Raw genomic sequence first — 18,407 nt, 5'->3', positions numbered from 1 at the left:
AGCGGGCAAAGCACATCTTCCGACGACTATCGTGTCCGGCCCCGCCAAATTTGGGGTATTCAGTCGTTTTTTCCGGAAATTTCACATTCCAATGCCACTGAAACGTGATGCGCCAGCGAAAAGCTCTGCGGCAATGGAAGCGCTTGTCCCTCGATCGCATCGAGCGCGGCATCAGCCAGCAGATGGGCGATGCCGAAGCTGACCTTGAAGCCGCCGGTCAGCGCGTGAACATGCCCATGCTCGGGATGAGGGCCGACCATGGGATCGCGGTCAATGGCCTTGGGCCGAAGGCCCGCCCAGCGTTCGACGACCTCGGCATTGCTCAGAACCGGCGCAAGCTGTCGCGCCTCTCCGATCAAGGCATCGAGCTGGGCATCCGTCGAAAAGGGTTCAGTGAACTGATTCTCGCTGGTGCTGCCGATCGCGACATGGCCGCCTTCATGCGGCACCACATAAAGCCCGTCGAGATAGAGAAGCGGCAGGTCCGCTGGTAGGTCCACCTTCAGCAGCGCCGCCTGGCCCTTGACGCCACGGCCAAGGGGCTTTGCCAGCGGAGCCCCCAGGGTTGCGAGCAGCGGAAAGGAACCGACACCGGCCGCAACGAGAAGCTTGCCGAAGCCGACCGACGAGCCATCGGAGAGCTCGAGCCGCCCGGCGCGGGCGTCGATGGATTGCGCGGCAAGACCTTCGAGGACTTGCACGCGCCTCGTCTTTTCCAGCCGTGTCCGGAGTGCCCCGATGAGCGCACGCGGTGACACCCGCCCCGCAAATCCGTCATGCACCAGGCCCGCGTCGCAGACGTCGCGCGATGGCCATCCGGCCCAAGGGCTTTCCCCGATCACGGTCCAGTCGAAGGCATGGCCGTGTTGGCGCCAGTTCGTCTCCGCCTCGCGGGAATGGCGTTCGGCAAGCGGCCGCAGATGCGGCTTCGGCAACGGGATCAGCCGCCCGCAGCGGCGATAGCCTGCCGATAGCCCTGTTTCGGATTCGAGCTCGGCAATCTCTGTTTCCAGCGACACCAGACCATCGAACTGCAGCTGCTTTTTCTCGTTCCAGCGATCTGGCATATGCGCCATGAGCGCCCCGAGCAGGCCGCCACTCGCGCCACTGCCAGTCGTTTCGCCATCGATCAGGATCGTCTCGATGCCCCGGCGCTCCGCTTTCAGCGCCGCCCACAGGCCCATGATGCCGCCGCCGACGATCACGAGGTCTGCCCGCAATTGACCTGACATCGCTGGGGATTTATCGGACATGGCCATGACCCATTCAAATTATCCGCCAGGCACCGGCGATACCCAGGCACCGCTCACCTGGCACGACGGCGATATGCCCTTTTCCACCGCCTTTGGCGATCATTTTTATTGCCAGACGGACGGTCGGCTGGAATGCGGCCATGTGTTTCTCGCCGGAAATGGTCTGCCGGCCCGCTGGGCGGATGCGGCGCATTTTACCATCGGCGAACTCGGCTTCGGCACCGGTTTGAACGCCTGCGAGACCTGGCGGCAATGGAAGCAGTATCGCAAGTCGGACGCCCGGCTGGACTTCGTCTCCTTCGAACTTTTCCCGATGACGGCGGAAGACATCGACCGCGCCCTCGCCCGCTGGCCCGAAATCGATACCGAACGACAGGCGCTCGCGGCGCTCTGGCCAAAACATCCTTCGGGTGTTGTTGAAATCGATCTGGACGAGCAGACGCGACTATCGGTCATCTGCGGCGATGCGCTCGAGAATCTGACGGCAAGCACCTTCACCTTCGACGCCTGGTTCCTCGACGGCTTTGCACCATCGCGCAACAGCGCCATGTGGTCGGCCGAATTGATGCGGCGGGTCTTCGACACGACGAAGCCGGGCGGCAGCTTCGCGACCTATGCCGCAGCCGGCTTCGTGCGGCGCAATCTGATTGCGGCAGGCTTCGACGTAGAACGCCGTTCGGGTTTCGCCGGCAAGCGGGAAATGCTCTGCGGCATCAGGCACCCGGCCTGATCAACGATCCGCGCCGACGGCAGTCGCGACCGGCCTGCCGATCCATTCTTCGATCTTGTTCAGGAGCAACTCCGGCGAGATCGGCTTGGACAGATAGTCATCCATGCCGGCCGCAAGGCAGGCTTCGCGATCACTGTCGAGCGCATGTGCCGTGACGCCGATAATCGGGATCCGGCGGCCCGTTCCCTGCTCTGCCGAGCGGATCGCCTGGGTCGCCTGATGACCGTTCATCACCGGCATCGAGACATCCATGAGGATCAGATCCGGCGGCTCACTGGCCCAGGCCTCGACTGCTTCCTCGCCATTGCCGACGAGGCGGTAGGCGATCCCGCTCCCGGTCAGGATCTGCCGGAAGACGATCTGATTGACTGCATTGTCCTCGGCGATCAGCACTCTGAGGCCTGTATCGCCAAAGGGCTTATCAACAGTCACAGCCTCGGCCTGCAACACAGGGGGACGGCTTGCAAGCAACGGCGGCGGCGAAGGGCGCAACCGCGCGGAATTGACGCCATGCACCCGAGCGGTGCGCACCACATCGATGATCGCCCCGCGCAGGACATTCGCCCGTGCCGGCTTCATCAGATGCGCCTGCACCTTGAGGCTCTCGAACAGACGGTCGTCACCGACCATGTCCATCGAGGTGAGGAAGATGAGCGCGATCTCGTCGAAGCGGCGATCGTTGCGGATCGCTCGTGCGACATCCAGGCCATTCATGTCGGGCATCTGGTAATCAACGATGACGGCGTCGATCGCGAGCCCTTCCGCATGCGCCGCATCAAGGATCTGAAGGCCGGTCGGACCATCGGGAACGGCAAGGCCATCAAAGCCCCACATCTTGAGCTGCTCAGTGACGATCCGACGGTTGACGGCATTGTCGTCGATGACGAGCACCCGTGCATCCTTGACCGTCGTCGGCAATTCCTTCTGCCTCCGACGCTCGGCGACGATGGTGAGTGGCAGTTCGACGGAAAATGCAGAACCCTTTCCGACCTCGGATGAAACATCGAGCCGCCCACCGAACAGCTTGACGAGGCCGGCCGTGATCGCCAGCCCCAGCCCAGTCCCCTCGTGCCGCCGCGTCGAGGATGTGTCAACCTGGGAGAATTTCTCGAAGATCTTCGCCTGCATTTCGGGCGGAATGCCGATGCCGGTATCCTCTATGCGAAGCGTCAGCAGGGCCTGCCCGTCTTGTGTGCCGCTGGTCGACACGGCGACATGCACATGGCCCTTCTCAGTGAACTTGATCGCATTGCCGAGCAGATTGGTGACGATCTGCCGGAAGCGGCCGGGATCGCCCATGAAGGTGTGTTCGACCGATTCGTCACCGGAAACGACGAGTTCGATATCTTTCTCCGCGGCAGCGGATGACAGAAGCGTCGCCACATCCTCGATCGCCTCGACCGGATCGAAGGGCGACTTCCTCAGCTTCAGCTGGCCCGCGTCGATCTTCGAGAAGTCGAGAATGTCGTTGATGATGGTGAGCAGCGCATTGCCCGATTTCACCATGATGTCGACGAAGGTCTTCTGGCGGCTGTCGAGTTCGGACTTGGACAGGAGCTCCGCCATGCCCAGCACCCCGTTCATCGGTGTCCGGATTTCGTGGCTCATATTGGCGAGGAAGTCGGACTTGGCCTTGTCGGCCGCCTCGGCACGGGCGAGCAGGACTTCGAGCTCCGCTTCGCGGGCCTTCAATTCGGTGAAGTCGGTCAGGACGACGACGCAGCTGCGATCCCCCCCAAAAGTCGCTTCGAGTTTGACCCAGGTCTTCCCGGCGACGAGGAAATTCGTGGAGATGGCAGCTGAGCTCTGCAGCGCCGACTGCCACTGCGTCAGGACTGTCTCGGCGTCAGCACCGAAATCGCCGCGTTCGGCGCAATATTGGAAGACCGGCCGCCAGCTAGCACCCGCCCGCAGCATGTCTTCGGGCACATCGAGAATCCGCGCGAAGGACGGGTTGACCTCCGCGACGCGCCCGTGTTCGATCATCAGCAGGCCCTGCGACATCATCCGCATGGATTCCCTGACGAAGCCGCCCAGTCGTTCAAGCTGCTGCTGCGCCTCGGTAATCTCGCGCTCGCGCTGTCGGATTTCAGTGAGATCCGAATAGGTGAGCAGGATCTTGCGGTCGTGCAGGCGGGTGATCGTCGCCAGCACGAACTTGCCGTCGTCATAATCGAGCTCGGTGACATGCGAGCCTTCGAACACATCGAATTGCGCGATGCGACGACGGTAGCCCTCTTCGAATTCGACCCCGGGCCAAGCCCAGCCACGCTTGTGGTTTTCCTCGCAATAGCGGCGGAAGGAAAGGTCCCGCAGCGGCAGCTCATCCGGCCACTTCCAGATTTCCCGGCACTTCTCGTTGGCGAATTCGACCATGTAGTCGCGGTCGATGATGACGACGCCGACGGGCATCACCTGCAGCATCGCGACCATGTTGCTGTAAAGCGCCCCGGTACGCTCCTGTGCCTCGAGAAGGGCCTGCTGGCCCTTCTTGAGGATTGTGATATCGTTGACCGACCCCACCAGATAGTGCTTGTTTTCCGCCGTCGTTATCCGGCTCAGACGCGTGATGACCGAGATCTCCTGGCCGTCGCGAACCACGACCTCCCGGTTCTTCTCGATCATTTCGCCCGTGGCGAAGATCCGGAGGTTCTCCTCCTTCATGATCTGGCCGTTCTCTGGCCAGAGTTCCACTTCCGTCAGGCCGTAAATGTCTTCGCGGCGCTGGCCGTGAAGCTCTTCATAGGCCGTGTTCACATAGATCATCCGCCGGTTGGTGTCGCGGATGAAGACCGGCACCGGCATTTGTTCGAGGGTGGCACGATAGAGAAGTGTCTCCTCCTCGCGCTGGACCATATCCGAGACATCGGAATAGGTCAGAAGGATACGACCGCCATCCATCCGTCGGCTTCCGCCGGCGAGCGCGCGACCCGATGGCGTCTTGACGTCGATCAGGGGCCCCTCGACCAGGCCGATGACTTGCTCCATGCGGAAGGCCACGCGCTCTTCGAGTTCCCCGGCACTCAAACTCGCAAGGCCGCGCCCCATCGTCAGCATCAGGAATTCCCGATACGTCATGCCGACGAGCGGAATGGGCGGGTCGAGTTCCGCCATGTCGATAGCGGCCGGATTGGCAAAGGAGATCTTCAGGTCGGAGTCGAGCACGATGATGCCGACGGGGAGCGACGCCATGAGGCTCTGGAGGTGCAGTTGCAGCGCCTCCGATTCCTGGCGGGCGGCTTCCAGCTTTTGCTGCTCTTCCCGCAATGGGGAGAGATCGGTGATGGAGCCGACAATATAACGTTCGCCATCGGGACCCGTGACGGCACCCACGCGGCTGAGCACCGGCAACCGAGTGCCGTCTGCACGGATGAAAGTCTCCTGAACTTCCTCCGTGACACCGCCTCCGAGCACACGGCTGTTTCCCTCGAAATAGTCCTGCCCCAGATCCGGGAAAATCTCCTGCTCTGTGCGACCGACGAGATCACGGATCGGGCGCCCGACCATGTCGGCATAGGCACTATTGGCAAAGAGCAGCCGGTGATCGGCGCTGCGCACATAGGTTGCCAGCGGATACTGCTCCAGCACGGCCTGAAACAATGCTGCGGACGGCAATGCAGCAGCGACGGCAGTGGGAGACGAGACAGCGGCGATGCCTTGATCCATGAGGCCGAACAGGTACATCCGATCGTCGTCATCGAAGAAGCGCTCGATCCGAAGGATCTGAACCGGGCCGTCCGGAAAAGGCCTCAGATGAAGCTCCTCTTCTTCGCCGAAAACCAGCACGCGCCGTTCGCGGTCGTCGCGATAGCCGTCCAGATCGGCGCCGAAGATCTCCCTATCGCTACGCCCGATGAAGCTTTCAGGCGCAAGATTGTGCAAACGCGCAAAGGCCGGATTGACCGCGACATAACGCAGCTCACTGTCCTTGACATACGAAGGCAGGTCAAGCGCGGCAATCTTGTCGCGGACTAGCTCGAGCAAGGCGCTTCCCCGGATCAAATCTCTGTTCACACTTCGATAAATGACTGGTTTTGGTAAACAGCCGGTAAGCAAATCACAATCTGACGCTTTAAAAGCAGATACCGATGAATGCCCACCTCATGAAATCTTGTTGGTCCTGCCACTGTTCCAGATGAGCCGGTTTTTCGTCGCAAACGGCAATGCCTTTTGGCTAACGAACCTGCGAGACTTGATGTCGAGATTGACACAATGGATCGACCATGAGCGACATTACCATCCCCGTCTTGTCCGAGACTGAAGCCCATTCCGCAGGCGGCGAACGCCGCAGGCGCACCGGTGGCCGCGGTGGTGATCGCAGCCGAACGGGCGTGGCGGGCAAGTATCGCAACCTCGTCAATCGCCTGACCAAGACCGAGCTTCTTGACCCCGCAGCCCTCGACGACATGCATGAGGCGTCGCTGACGATCCTGGAAGAAATCGGCATGGACATCATGCTGCCCGAGGCCCGCGCCATCATGAAGGCGCATGGCGCCCACGTGACGGAGGGCTCGGACCGCGTCCGCTTCGACCGCGGCCTGATCATGGACATGATCGCTTCGGCTCCGCGCGAGTTCCAGATGTTCGCCCGCAATCCCGAGCGTAACGTAAAGATGGGTGGCAACAACCTCGTCTTCGCCCAGATAGCCTCCGCCCCCTTTGTCGCGGATCGTGAAGGCGGTCGCCGCGCCGGCAACCAGGAAGACTTCCGCAAACTGGTCAAGCTCGCCCAGTGCTACGACGTCATTCACACGACCGGCGGCTATCCGGTCGAGCCGATCGACATCCACGCCTCGGTGCGCCACCTCGACTGCCTCTCGGATATGGTGAAGCTGACCGACAAGGTCTTCCACTGCTACTCTCTCGGCAAGCAGCGCAATCTCGACGCGATCGAGATCGCCCGCATCGGCCGTGGCGTCTCCATGGAGCAGATGGAGAGCGAGCCCTCACTCTTCACCATCATCAACTCGTCCTCGCCGCTTCGCCTCGACGGCCCCATGCTTCAGGGCATCATCGAAATGTCGTCGCGCGGCCAAGTCGTCGTCATGACGCCCTTCACACTCGCCGGCGCCATGGCACCGGTGACGATTGCCGGCGCCGTCGTCCAGCAGAATGCCGAAGCGCTCTGCGGGATCGCCTTCACCCAGATGGTGAAGCGCGGCGCCCCTGTTGTCTATGGCGGCTTCACCTCGAATGTCGACATGAAGACGGGCGCGCCCGCCTTCGGCACGCCCGAATACATGAAGGCCGTCATCGTCGGCGGCCAGCTCGCCCGCCGCTACGGCATTCCCTATCGGACCTCGAACACCAATGCCGCCAACACGCTCGACGCCCAGGCGGCCTATGAGAGCGCCTTCTCGCTCTGGGCACTAACCCAGGGCGGCGGCAACTTCATCATGCATTCCGCCGGCTGGAGCGAAGGCGGCCTGACGGCGTCGTTCGAAAAGTTCATCCTCGATGTCGACATGCTGCAGATGGTGGCCGAGTTCCTGACACCCCTCGACGTCAGCCAGGATGCGCTGGCCCTCGACGCCGTCCGCGAAGTCGGCCCCGGTGGCCACTTCTTCGGCACGGCCCACACGCTCGCCCGCTACGAGACCGCCTTCTATTCGCCGATCCTTTCGGACTGGCGCAATTTCGAAACCTGGACCGACGCCGGCCGGCCGACAACCTACGACCACGCCAACCGCGTCTTCAAGGAAAAGCTTAGCTCCTATGAGCGCCCGCCGATCGACCCGGCCGTCGAGGAGGAACTCGATGCTTTCGTGGCGAAACGCAAGGCGGAAGGCGGGGTTGCGACGGACTTCTGAGGCGTCACGACAGCTGCTTCAGATACGCCTGATAGGTCTGGTGCGGCTGAGGCTCGAAGCGATCCTGCATAACCTTCCAATCCTCGACCCGATCGAGGCGGAAATCCCGAAAACCGTTCCGCATCTCGCACCAGGCGGTCATCACCCAGATCGCGCCGAAGGCGGCCAAGCCCAGCGGCCAGACGACGCGCTGGCTGCGCTCGCCGGGCAGCGAATGATAGGCGATCCAGACCTTGCGCTTGGCGGACAAGGCCGAGCGCACATCGCCCAGGCAATCCGGCACCACGGGTTGGGCGGACGAGCGAAAGGCGTGGATCGGCGCGGAGATCAGCCGTTCGGCATGCTCCGTCGGCAACATGCCGAGCATCTTCTCCTTCGCCTCGCGCGCCGCCTGACCGAGCCGAGGGTCACCCAGCATCTCGACGGCGCGAAGCCCGAAGGCCAGCGCCTCGAGCTGCTCGAAGGTGAAGGTGAGCGGCGGCGCATCGAAGGCCCCACGCAGCATGTAGCCGACGCCACGCTCGCCCTCGATCGGGGCGCCCGATGCGATCAGGTGATCCATGTCGCGGTAGATGGTCCGCGGCGCGACCTCCATCTTCTCCGCAATCTCGGCGGCCGTCATGGCGCGACCGGTGGAGCGCATCAGCTGGATGATCCGGAACAGGCGATCGGCGGGGCGCATGGGCGGCCTCCATGAAGGTTATGGCCAGAAAGTTGTCAGTTGGGCTGTGTTAGGTCAAGCCGTCATCAACCATGGGGGAGCCAAATGACCGAAAACACCGTTCTCGAAATCGCCCTCTGCACAGTCGCCGACAAACCGGCGGCCGAAGAGGCCCGCCGCGCAGCGATGGCGGCCGTGCGCCACTATCCCGGTTTCGTCAGCTGGAGGGCACTCAACTCCACGGACCAGCGCGACATGATCGCCGATCTGGTCGAATGGGCCGACAAGGCGAGCGCCGATGCGGCAGCCACGAAGGTGCAGGCCGACCCGGCTTTCGCCCCTTACATGGCCGCGATCACGGGTGTTACCCTGATGCAGCATTTCGAGACCCGTGAGGCGATCTGAGCAACGATGGCAGAAGCACTGAAACACCTGATCGGCCCAGGCACTGCCCGCGACACGGCCGACGCCGTGGCGGGCGCCTTCAGCAGGTTCGACCCAGCCGCCTTCCTCGACGACATCCTGCCGGTCATCGACGGATTGGAACTGATGCAGCGCGGACAATGCATTGCCAACGCATTGCGCCGTCACCTGCCAGACGATTTCGAGGCCGCCGCCGCCATCCTGCATGCCTGCCTGCCGGCACCAGACCGCGCTGGTTTGAGCGGCTGGGCACTGCTCTCTTTCAACCAGTATGTCGCCGGCCATGGCCGGGATCACCTGGAGACTGCACTCGGCCTCCTCAAGGCGCTGACGCCGCATTTCACCGCAGAATTCGGCATTCGCCCCTTCATCGCCGATGACCAGGAAAAAGCACTCGCGATCATTTTCGGCTGGGTGACCGATCCGAACCACCATGTCAGGCGTCTCGCCAGTGAAGGCACCCGCCCCCGCCTGCCATGGGCCATGCGCCTGCCGAGACTGGTCCAGGACCCCTCCCCGATCCTGCCGATCCTGGAGGCGCTGATCGACGACGAGGAGGATTATGTCCGCCGCTCGGTCGCCAACAGCCTCAACGATATCGCCAAGGATCATCCGGATCTGGTCGCCGATTTCGTCGAGCGCCATAAGGCCGACGCTTCCAAGGATCGGCTCTGGCTGCTCAAGCACGCCTCGCGCACGCTGCTGAAGAAGGGCCATGCCAAGGCGCTCGCCAATTTCGGTTATGAGCAGCTCTCCGATGTGAACGTGACACTGGCACTGGAAAACGACCACGTGGGTTTCCCCGGCGAGCTCGGCTTCGAGATCCGCCTCTTGAACATCGGACGCGAGCCACGCACGGTTCTGGTCGATTATGCCATCCACCATCAGAAGAAGGACGGCTCGCTGTCGCCCAAGGTCTTCAAGGGCCGGAGCCTGATGATCGAGCCGGGCGACAGCGCGACGATCGCCAAGCGCCATGCCTTTCGGCCGATCACGACGAGGGTCTATCATCCGGGCGCTCACAGGCTGGAAATCATGCTGAACGGCGTCGTCCAGACAGGGGCAGATTTTGACCTCGCCGCCCCTGGAGACAGCGATGGCGCAGAGCAGCATGCCCGTTGATTGGAAACGACAGAACGAAAGAGGCCCGCCGGAAGCGGGCTTCGAACACATTCGGATAGCAGTCTGCAGATAGCAGTCTTGCGGCTCAATCGTCGTTTTCGATCTTCAGCAATTCGCCCGAGACGGGATGGAAGGTTGCCTCGACACGCTGTCCGTCGCGCATGCCTTTCACCTCATAGCAGCCGTCATCGATGACGATTTCCTGAGCGCGGACGTTTTCGGTGAGCGCCTTCTTTTCCATGTCCCCCAGCGACATGCGCGCCTCGGCTGCCACGTCCCGGCACGCCGGGTCGTCATCAGCGCGAACCGATCCGATCGAAGCTGCGAGGATAAGGGCTGATGCTGCGATGAGGGTCTTCATGATTGTCTCCGTGTGTCATTAATCGGTCGACGCTGCGCCGTGCGACAGAAGTCTGCTTCAAGGGTCAGCCCGGATCGCGCATCGTCAGGGGAAACACCCGCGTGCCGAGATTGTTCACCTCACAAATCCGGCGTTCGCGTCGGTAACGACGCCTCGCCAGATGCTCAGAGCGCAGCAGGCGCCGCGCGCTCTTTTGTGCATTGCACTTGACTTCTCGGCCGATTTGGCTCATTTGCAGATCAGCTTTTACCTTCCGGCCGCCGCGTGAGCGTGCCCAGCGACATCTGAGACGCGACGAAGGATAAGGCGCATGACATCAGGGCGGACATTCCGCCGATGCGCTTGGAAAGCTTTTTTCCAACTTACAAGTTCCCAAATCACGCGGGGTTCTTGACGCCATTGCCAACCGGCTCGCGAAGAACGCGTTCCGGGGTTCGTGCATTTGGCGCCCCGAAAGGTATGACTTTGACAACTTTCGATGATCTTGGCCTCTCCAAGAATATCGTCGCGACGCTGACGACGCTCGGCTTCACGACCCCGACCCCGATCCAGGAGAAGGGCATTCCCGTCGTCCTCGGTGGACGTGACCTGATCGGCCTCGCACAGACCGGCACCGGCAAGACCGCAGCCTTCGGCCTGCCGATGATCGAGATGCTTCTCAAGGATGAGAAGCGCCCTGACAACCGCACCACCCGCGCCCTCATTCTCGCCCCGACCCGCGAACTGGTGAACCAGATCGGCGAAAACCTGCGCAGCTACCTGCGCCGCCTGCCGCTGAAGATCAACCAGGTCGTCGGTGGCGCCTCCATCGGCAAGCAGCAGCTGCAGCTCGAAAAGGGCACCGACATTCTTGTCGCGACGCCTGGCCGCCTGCTCGACCTGATCTCCCGCAACGCGATTTCGCTGCGCGCCGTGCGTTACCTCGTTCTCGACGAAGCCGACCAGATGCTGGACCTCGGCTTCATCCATGACCTGCGCAAGATCTCGAAGATGGTCCCGCCGAAGCGCCAGACCCTGCTCTTCTCGGCCACCATGCCGTCCTCGATCGCCGATCTCGCATCAAGCTTCCTGACCGACCCGATCAAGGTCGCCGTGTCCCCTCCGGGCAAGGCCGCCGACAAGGTCGAGCAGCATGTGCACTTCGTCGCCGGCCAGAACGCTAAGACGGAAATGCTCAAGAAGATCCTCAACGACAATCCGGATGGCCGCTCCATCGTCTTCCTGCGCACCAAGCATGGCGCGGAAAAGCTGATGAAGCACCTCGACGCAACCGGTTACTCGGTCGCCTCGATCCACGGCAACAAGAGCCAGGGCCAGCGCGAGCGCGCCCTCAAGGGTTTCCGTGACGGCGAGATCAAGACGCTGATCGCCACCGACGTTGCCGCCCGCGGCATCGACATCCCGGCCGTCTCCCACGTCTTCAACTACGACCTGCCGGAAGTGCCGGACGCTTACGTCCACCGCATCGGCCGTACGGCCCGTGCCGGTCGTGACGGCATCGCGATCGCATTCTGCGGTCCCGACGAAGGTCGCCTGCTGCGCGACATCGAAAAGCTGATGAGCATCGACATCCCGGTCGCCTCTGGCGAAGCCCCGGCAAACCTCGCACGCCCGGCCCGTCCGCAGCGTCGCGCTGGCGGCGGTGGCGGTGCTGGTGCCGGCGGCAACAACCGCAATCACCAGGCCCCCGGCCAGGGTCGCGGCAAGTCCGAAGGTGGCGCAAAGGCTGACGGTCGTCCGGCCAAGTCCGGTCACCGCAAGGGTGGCAATGGTGGCGGACAGAACCGCAGCGCCAATGGCGGCCAGGGCCGTCCGAGCAACGGTCAGGGTCGTCCGGCCCGCTCCGGTACAGCCGGCGGACGTCGTCGCGAAGCCTGAGTTTCGCGCCCGCGCAAAACCTTGATAGTAAAAATGGCGCGGTCCCCACCGCGCCATTTTTCGTATGGTCAGTCTTTGACGATGATCGGCTCGACCGCGCTTTTTCGGTTGATCAGATAGACCCCGACCATGACCACGCAGGTGCCGATCATCATCGGAACGGTCAGTTCTTCGCCAAAGGCAATCGCCGCTTCGAGCGCTGCGAGTGGCGGAACGAGATAGATCAGCGACGCCGCCTTCGACACATCCCCGCGACGGATGAGATAGAGCAGGAGCGCAATCGCTCCCATGGATATCCCGATCACCGACCAGGCGAGCGTTGCGAAGAAGCCGAGGCTCCAGTTGACATTGAGATCCTCAAGTATCAGGGCGGCTGGAACGGTGACGATCAGTGCGCCGACATATTGCAGCGTCGCAACCGACCGCAGATCACCGTCCTTCACCAAACGCTTCTGATAGATCGTGCCCGCCGTGACGCAGGCCATGGCCAGCACATTCACGGCGACCGCGTAGGCCGGGATTGACGATGCGTCGATCACCAGAACCTTGGGCAGCACGGCGATCGCGACGCCCAGAAAGCCGATAACGAGCCCGACCCGTTGGCCGCCGTTCAGGTTCTCCCCCACGAGATAGGCGGCAGCGATCCCTGTCATCAGCGGCTGCAGGCCAGCAATGATACCGGAGAGCGCCGCAGGCACCCCCTGCCCGATCGCCCACCAGACCATGCCGAGATAGAGCCCGTGCAGGAACATGCCGGACACGATCGCATGCACCCAGCCGGCCCGATCCCGCGGCCAAGAGACGCCGCCGAGCCGACAGACGACGTAGAACAGCACGACCGCTGTGCCGTAGCGGATGACGAGGAAGGTCAGCGGATCTGCGAAGAAGGTCGCATATTTGGCGGACACCCAGCCGGTCGACCAGAGAAGAACGAAGAGAACGGGCGCAAGGCGGGCGAGGGTCATGGTATCGGTGTCTTTCCTGCACCGGAACGCATGCCGCCGGCGGTGCGCTTCGATACTGCGACACCGCCACGCGGTCAAAAGAGTTTTCCTGCAGGCAAGAGTGAATTCCACTCAAGCCGAACGAAGAAATATTCGAGAAAAATTGCCTAAATTTTCATCTGATGGATCCATCCCGGACCCTGGGAATTTTACAATATGCAAAATCACGCAGGAGTAGAGCGTGACGATCGCCGGATATGAGCAGATACCGCACAGTTTTTACGCGAATGCCCGCTTTTCGACCACAAACTCTGGCGGTCGAATCTGGAAGGTCGGCCCGTGAACCAGCTTGCATTGGCAAAATGGTTGTATTCAAATGACAAAAAAAGGGGATGGCGCCATTGGCATTCGATGAAATGATCACTGCGGACAACGATCCGCGCGGACCTTACCAGGACTATTTCAATTGGTATTCCAGCCAGGATCCGGCACGGCTTCTGGCCAAGTCGAGAGATGCTGAAAACATATTCCGCAAGACCGGGATTACCTTCGCCGTCTACGGCCATGAGGATTCCTCCGAGAAGCTCATCCCCTTCGACATCATCCCGCGCATCATTTCCGGCCGCGAATGGCGCAAGCTCGCCCAGGGCATCGAACAGCGCGTTCTGGCCCTCAATGCTTTCCTCGACGACATCTACCACAAGCAGGAGATCATCAAGGCCGGCCGCATTCCGCGCCAACTGATCGAGAAGAACGTTACTTTTCTGCCTGAGATGATCGGCTTCCGCCCACCGGGTGGCGTCTACACACACATCGTCGGCACCGATATCGTGCGCACTGGCGAAGACCAGTTCTACGTTCTCGAAGACAATGCCCGCACGCCCTCCGGCGTCTCCTACATGCTGGAGAACCGGGAAACCATGATGCAGATGTTCCCGGAGCTCTTCCAGCTCAACAAGGTCCAGCGCGTCGAGGATTACCCCTATCTCCTGCGCCAGTCGCTGGCCTCGCTTGCCCCGCCCGGCTGCAAGGGCAAGCCGCGCGTCGCGGTCTTGACCCCCGGCATCTACAATTCCGCCTATTACGAACACTCCTTCCTCGCCGACATGATGGGCGTCGAATTGGTCGAAGGCTCGGACCTGCGTGTCATCGACGGCAAGGTGAAGATGCGCACCACCCGCGGCTATGAGGCCATCGACGTGCTCTACCGCCGCGTCGACGACGACTTCCTCGATCCCCTCACCTTCAGGCCCGACTCGGCACTCGGCATTCCCGGCATCATGGATGTCTACCGCGCCGGCAACATCACTATCGCCAATGCACCCGGCACAGGCATCTGTGACGACAAGGCTATCTATTCCTACATGCCGGAGATCGTCGAATTCTACACCGGCCGCAAGGCGCTGCTCGAGAACGTGCCGACATGGCGCTGCTCGGAAGCCGACAGCCTGAAATACGTGCTCGAGCATCTCGAAGAGCTCGTCGTCAAGGAAGTTCACGGCTCCGGCGGCTATGGCATGCTGGTCGGCCCGACGGCATCCAAGAAGGAGCGCACCGAGTTCGCCGAAAAGCTGAAGGCGCGGCCGTCCAACTACATCGCCCAGCCGACCCTGTCGCTCTCCACGGTACCGATCCTCGTCAACAAGGGCATCGCACCACGGCATGTCGACCTTCGTCCTTATGTCCTCGTCTCCGACAAGGTGCAGATCATTCCCGGCGGTCTGACCCGCGTGGCCCTGAAGCAGGGCTCGCTCGTGGTCAATTCCAGCCAGGGCGGCGGCACCAAGGACACCTGGGTATTGGAGGACTGACATGGTCATGCTCGGAAGAACCGCCAACGGCCTCTTTTGGATGTTCCGCTACATCGAAAGGGCCGAAAACATTGCCCGTCTCGTCGATGCGGGCTTGAGAATGTCGCTCACCCGCTCGGGCGCCTCGGACGAAGACTGGGACGCCGTGTTGAAAAGCGCCGACGTGCGCCCGCTTTTTGCCGAACGGCATGACAAGGTCACCGCCTCTGACGCCATCGACTTCATGCTGCGTGATCCGGCCAATCCATCGAGCGTAATCTCCTGCATCGACGCCGGGCGCAACAATGCCCGTATGGTACGCACGGCCCTCACCCGGGAGACCTGGGAAGCGACCAACGAATGCTGGATCGAGCTCAAGCAGGTACTCGCCCGCAAACTGAAATCGGCCGACCTGCCCGAGGTGATCGACACGGTGAAACGCCGTGCCGGCCTCATTCGCGGCGCCTTTCACGGCTCGATGCTGAGGAACGAGATCTACAACTTCGCCCGCATCGGCACCTTCATCGAGCGTGCCGACAACACGAGCCGTATCCTTGACGTCAAATATTACGTGCTCTTGCCGGCCATCACCCAGGTCGGCTCCTCGCTCGACAACATGCAGTGGGAATCGATCCTGCGCTCGGTGTCGGCCCACCGTTCCTATCGCTGGGTCTATGACGGGGAATACAAGGCCGCTAACATCGCCGACTTCCTGATCTTGAACGGCCAGATGCCCCGCTCGCTCGCCTATTGCTACGAGAAGATCACCTCCAACCTCGGTTATCTGGCACGGGACTATGCACACCGGCTGCCGGCGCATGAAACGGCGGACAACGTCGTGACCACGCTGAAGTCGACGACGATCGGCACCATCATGGACCAGGGACTGCACGAATTCCTCGACGGTTTCATCGCCAGCAACAACAAGCTGGGCAATGAGATCACCGAGGGTTACCGGTTCTATAGCTGAGCAGGAATGATCCCATGCGACTGCGCATCACCCACACCACCGAGTATCGCTACGACGACCCGGTGCAATATTCGCTGCAGCGTCTGCGCCTATGGCCACTGGACAGTCCGGGACAGAAGATACTGTCCTGGGACATCGCGGTCGACGGCGCGAATGTGGAAGCCGGATTCAACGACCAGTTCGGCAACCACACGCATCTCGTCTCGACCGAGGGAGACAGCAGCAGCGTCCACATCGTCGCCTCCGGCGAGGTCGAAACGGAGGATCGCTCCGGCGTCTTCGGTCCGCATCAGGGCTGTGTACCGCTCTGGCTTTACCTGCGCGAGACGCCGCATACCAAACCGGGCAAGCTGACCCGCGAGCTCGTGCGCAGCCTGACCGGCGACAACGAACTGGCCAAGATGCACGACCTCATGGGCAAATTGAATGCCGCGATTGCCTACGTGCCGGGCACGACCGGCACGGAAACCACTGCCGAACAGGCGCTCGAAGCCGGCAGCGGCGTCTGCCAGGACCACGCTCATGCCTTCCTCGCCGCCGCGCGGACCATGGGGCTCCCAGCCCGCTACGTCTCGGGCTACCTGCTGATGGACGATCGTGCCGAACAGGTCGCGACCCATGCCTGGGCCGAGGTCAATCTGCCGGGCCTCGGCTGGGTCGGCTTCGACGCCGCCAACAACCATTGCCCGGACGCCCGCTACGTCCGGATCGCAACCGGGCTCAGCTACGCCGATGCGGCGCCTGTGTCCGGCATGCGGATCGGGATCGCCGGCGAAGACCTGACGGTGAAACTCGTCGTCGAACCCAGCCAGGGTCAGAGCCAGACGCAAAGCTGATCGCGCCTTGATCCATGATCGGATGCGCGGCGCAAGCTCCGCACCACGTCGGCATGGTGATGTCGGCAACAGGCGCGGCCGGGCCGCAGCAGAGGTCGAGGCATAGATGCTGTTCGGAAAGTCTCTCTTCCAGTCGGTCGTCGACAGGCTCGACAAGGAGGCGGAAGACGAGGTTCCGACGGAAGAGACGGCCTTCCGCATCAACGGGCTGGCTTCGAGCTTCGTTCCGGTGGCGCCGGCAGCACCTTCCGCACCAGCCGATCCCGGCACGGATCAGCGCCTCGACGCCTATCTCTTCCTCATGCCCGAAGAACGCGAGCCGGAGCCGCCTGCAGCTCCTGCCCCGCCAGAACCGCCCGCATGGATCGATCGCCTGTCATCGGACGAAGTCGCAGCCGATCTCGGCCTCGATCCGAGCGATGATCGCGAACGTCTTCAGGAACGCCGGCGCGCCTTCGCGCGAGACAACCATCCAGACCGGATACCTGCAGAATTCCGCGAAGAAGCGACACTGCGCATGAAGACCGCAAACAGGCTGATCGACGATGCGCTCAGCCGCTGCGATCCGCCTCAGGGCCGCTAGGAATCAGTCGTAGAGCCGCCGAAGGAGCTTGTTGACCGTATCCCGTTCCGCAACGCCGCCGAGTTGTGTCAGGACCCATCGTTCGTGATCGATCCAGATCGGCATCAGCTCTTCGAGATAGGCTTCTCCCGCCGGCGTCATGTGCAGCGACTGCACGCGGCGATCGGTCTCGGACTTCCGGCGTTCGATGAACCCCTTGCTCTCGAGCCCGTCGACGATCGCGACGAAATTCGCCCGCTGGATACCGAGCGCCTCGGCCACTTCGCTCTGCTTGGCACCCTGATTGTTGGTGAGCAAAAGAAGTGTGGCAAAATCGGTCGGCCGCAGTCCCTTGGAAGAAAAAGCATCGTTGAAATGCTGAAACACCGCGAGTTGCGCTCGCCGCAAGCGATATCCCACGGCATCGTCCATCATCGAGAAGTCGAGCCCGGACGGGTTGGGTATCAATTCATTCATCGTAAGTTCCGGCATTTCCCCTGCCATTATTATATGTGCCCCTCAACCGGCCCGCTGTTTCCCCCGCGAACCAAGATACATATGCGATACTAACCGTTTAAGCCCTCGCCACAAGGGTGCAACCGCCTTTACCTTCCCGTAAAATGCCAATTCGTGACCATTTGCCGCTCAGTTTACCCAGGTTTTGAACCCCATCCCAACCTGCGAATCCCCGATCTGATCGCGTTTCAGCCATCCGAGCGCACCGATCCCGCCACGCCATCAGAATTCCATCCGAGGCAAATGTTTTTTCCGATTGAAGCCGCCAATCGACTGCGCTATGACCGCTTCTGGAACGGCGAGTCAATCCGCCGTCGGAAGCACCCGTAGCTCAGCTGGATAGAGTGTTGGATTCCGATTCCAAAGGTCACAGGTTCGAATCCTGTCGGGTGCGCCATTTCCCAGATCAAGAAATCATCCCGAGAACTAGAGCCCGGTAGCTGCACTTCCGGCCGGTAACTGCGGCATCGCTCCAGTAAGTCGGCCTTTCGGCAATTTGGCACCCGCCTGCCGCCCTTGCACCTGCCCATGGCGACCAATGCAAACACCCC

At 61.9% G+C, this 18,407-nt stretch carries 15 protein-coding genes and 1 tRNA gene; 10 read left to right on the top strand and 6 right to left on the bottom strand.

The features are described 5' to 3' along the window. Positions 1–59: 59 nt before the first annotated feature. Entirely contained in the window at positions 60–1,259 is a 1,200-nt protein-coding gene (locus E9677_RS09225; RefSeq protein WP_136557794.1) for an NAD(P)/FAD-dependent oxidoreductase, read from the bottom strand. Here E9677_RS09225 and mnmD point away from each other — a divergent pair. Continuing rightward, entirely contained in the window at positions 1,258–1,983 is a 726-nt protein-coding gene (gene mnmD, locus E9677_RS09220; RefSeq protein WP_136557793.1) for a tRNA (5-methylaminomethyl-2-thiouridine)(34)-methyltransferase MnmD, read from the top strand. The genes E9677_RS09225 and mnmD overlap by 2 nt on opposite strands. On the opposite strand, the gene E9677_RS09215 is transcribed toward mnmD, so the two are convergent. Further along, positions 1,984–5,967, bottom strand: a complete 3,984-nt coding sequence (locus E9677_RS09215) for a response regulator (RefSeq protein ID WP_168801157.1) — start codon at positions 5,965–5,967, stop codon at positions 1,984–1,986. Positions 5,968–6,206: 239 nt separating this feature from the next. Here E9677_RS09215 and E9677_RS09210 point away from each other — a divergent pair, with 239 nt between their 5' ends. Continuing rightward, positions 6,207–7,793, top strand: coding sequence for a trimethylamine methyltransferase family protein (locus tag E9677_RS09210; protein WP_136557791.1), 1,587 nt, complete (start codon positions 6,207–6,209; stop codon positions 7,791–7,793). A 4-nt stretch (positions 7,794–7,797) separates the two neighbouring features. Here E9677_RS09210 and E9677_RS09205 read toward each other — a convergent pair whose 3' ends face one another. Then, entirely contained in the window at positions 7,798–8,475 is a 678-nt protein-coding gene (locus tag E9677_RS09205; RefSeq protein ID WP_136557790.1) for a helix-turn-helix transcriptional regulator, read from the bottom strand. An 84-nt stretch (positions 8,476–8,559) separates the two neighbouring features. Here E9677_RS09205 and E9677_RS09200 point away from each other — a divergent pair, with 84 nt between their 5' ends. Further along, positions 8,560–8,859 (top strand): hypothetical protein, encoded by a 300-nt coding sequence (locus E9677_RS09200; RefSeq protein ID WP_136557789.1) that lies wholly within the window; start codon positions 8,560–8,562, stop codon positions 8,857–8,859. Between the two features lie 6 nt (positions 8,860–8,865). Continuing rightward, complete coding sequence (locus E9677_RS09195) at positions 8,866–9,999, top strand: DNA alkylation repair protein (RefSeq protein WP_136557788.1); 1,134 nt, start codon at positions 8,866–8,868, stop codon at positions 9,997–9,999. An 85-nt stretch (positions 10,000–10,084) separates the two neighbouring features. On the opposite strand, the gene E9677_RS09190 is transcribed toward E9677_RS09195, so the two are convergent. Beyond that, entirely contained in the window at positions 10,085–10,360 is a 276-nt protein-coding gene (locus E9677_RS09190) for a PepSY domain-containing protein (protein ID WP_136557787.1), read from the bottom strand. A 459-nt stretch (positions 10,361–10,819) separates the two neighbouring features. Between E9677_RS09190 and E9677_RS09185 the strand changes: the two genes are divergently transcribed. Beyond that, positions 10,820–12,238 (top strand): DEAD/DEAH box helicase, encoded by a 1,419-nt coding sequence (locus tag E9677_RS09185; RefSeq protein WP_136557786.1) that lies wholly within the window; start codon positions 10,820–10,822, stop codon positions 12,236–12,238. A 68-nt stretch (positions 12,239–12,306) separates the two neighbouring features. Here the strand turns inward: E9677_RS09185 and E9677_RS09180 are convergent, their stop codons facing one another. Beyond that, positions 12,307–13,203 carry a DMT family transporter gene (locus tag E9677_RS09180; protein ID WP_136557785.1) on the bottom strand — a complete coding sequence of 299 codons (897 nt, stop codon included), beginning with the start codon at positions 13,201–13,203 and terminating at the stop codon, positions 12,307–12,309. A 380-nt stretch (positions 13,204–13,583) separates the two neighbouring features. On the opposite strand from E9677_RS09180, the gene E9677_RS09175 reads away from it, so the two are divergent. The 4 genes from E9677_RS09175 to E9677_RS09160 all read left to right on the top strand — a co-directional run bounded on the left by E9677_RS09175 (position 13,584) and on the right by E9677_RS09160 (position 17,361). Next, positions 13,584–14,993, top strand: coding sequence for a circularly permuted type 2 ATP-grasp protein (locus tag E9677_RS09175; RefSeq protein ID WP_136557784.1), 1,410 nt, complete (start codon positions 13,584–13,586; stop codon positions 14,991–14,993). Between the two features lie 7 nt (positions 14,994–15,000). Further along, positions 15,001–15,942 carry an alpha-E domain-containing protein gene (locus E9677_RS09170; protein WP_136558134.1) on the top strand — a complete coding sequence of 314 codons (942 nt, stop codon included), beginning with the start codon at positions 15,001–15,003 and terminating at the stop codon, positions 15,940–15,942. Between the two features lie 14 nt (positions 15,943–15,956). Continuing rightward, positions 15,957–16,778, top strand: a complete 822-nt coding sequence (locus E9677_RS09165; RefSeq protein ID WP_136557783.1) for a transglutaminase family protein — start codon at positions 15,957–15,959, stop codon at positions 16,776–16,778. A gap of 106 nt (positions 16,779–16,884) precedes the next feature. Continuing rightward, a complete protein-coding gene (locus E9677_RS09160) occupies positions 16,885–17,361 on the top strand; it encodes a hypothetical protein (RefSeq protein ID WP_136557782.1) in 477 nt (158 codons plus the stop codon). A gap of 3 nt (positions 17,362–17,364) precedes the next feature. Here the strand turns inward: E9677_RS09160 and E9677_RS09155 are convergent, their stop codons facing one another. Beyond that, positions 17,365–17,817: a MarR family winged helix-turn-helix transcriptional regulator gene (locus E9677_RS09155; protein ID WP_235882896.1), complete on the bottom strand. Its 453-nt coding sequence runs from the start codon at positions 17,815–17,817 to the stop codon at positions 17,365–17,367. Between the two features lie 359 nt (positions 17,818–18,176). Here E9677_RS09155 and E9677_RS09150 point away from each other — a divergent pair. Next, positions 18,177–18,253: transfer RNA gene (locus E9677_RS09150), tRNA-Arg, on the top strand. Positions 18,254–18,407: the final 154 nt, after the last annotated feature.

This window comes from Peteryoungia rhizophila (genome assembly GCF_004912145.1).
Lineage (GTDB): Bacteria > Pseudomonadota > Alphaproteobacteria > Rhizobiales > Rhizobiaceae > Allorhizobium > Allorhizobium rhizophilum.
Note: the sequence above shows the minus strand (reverse complement) of the source record. Positions and strands in the feature narration are given on the sequence as shown.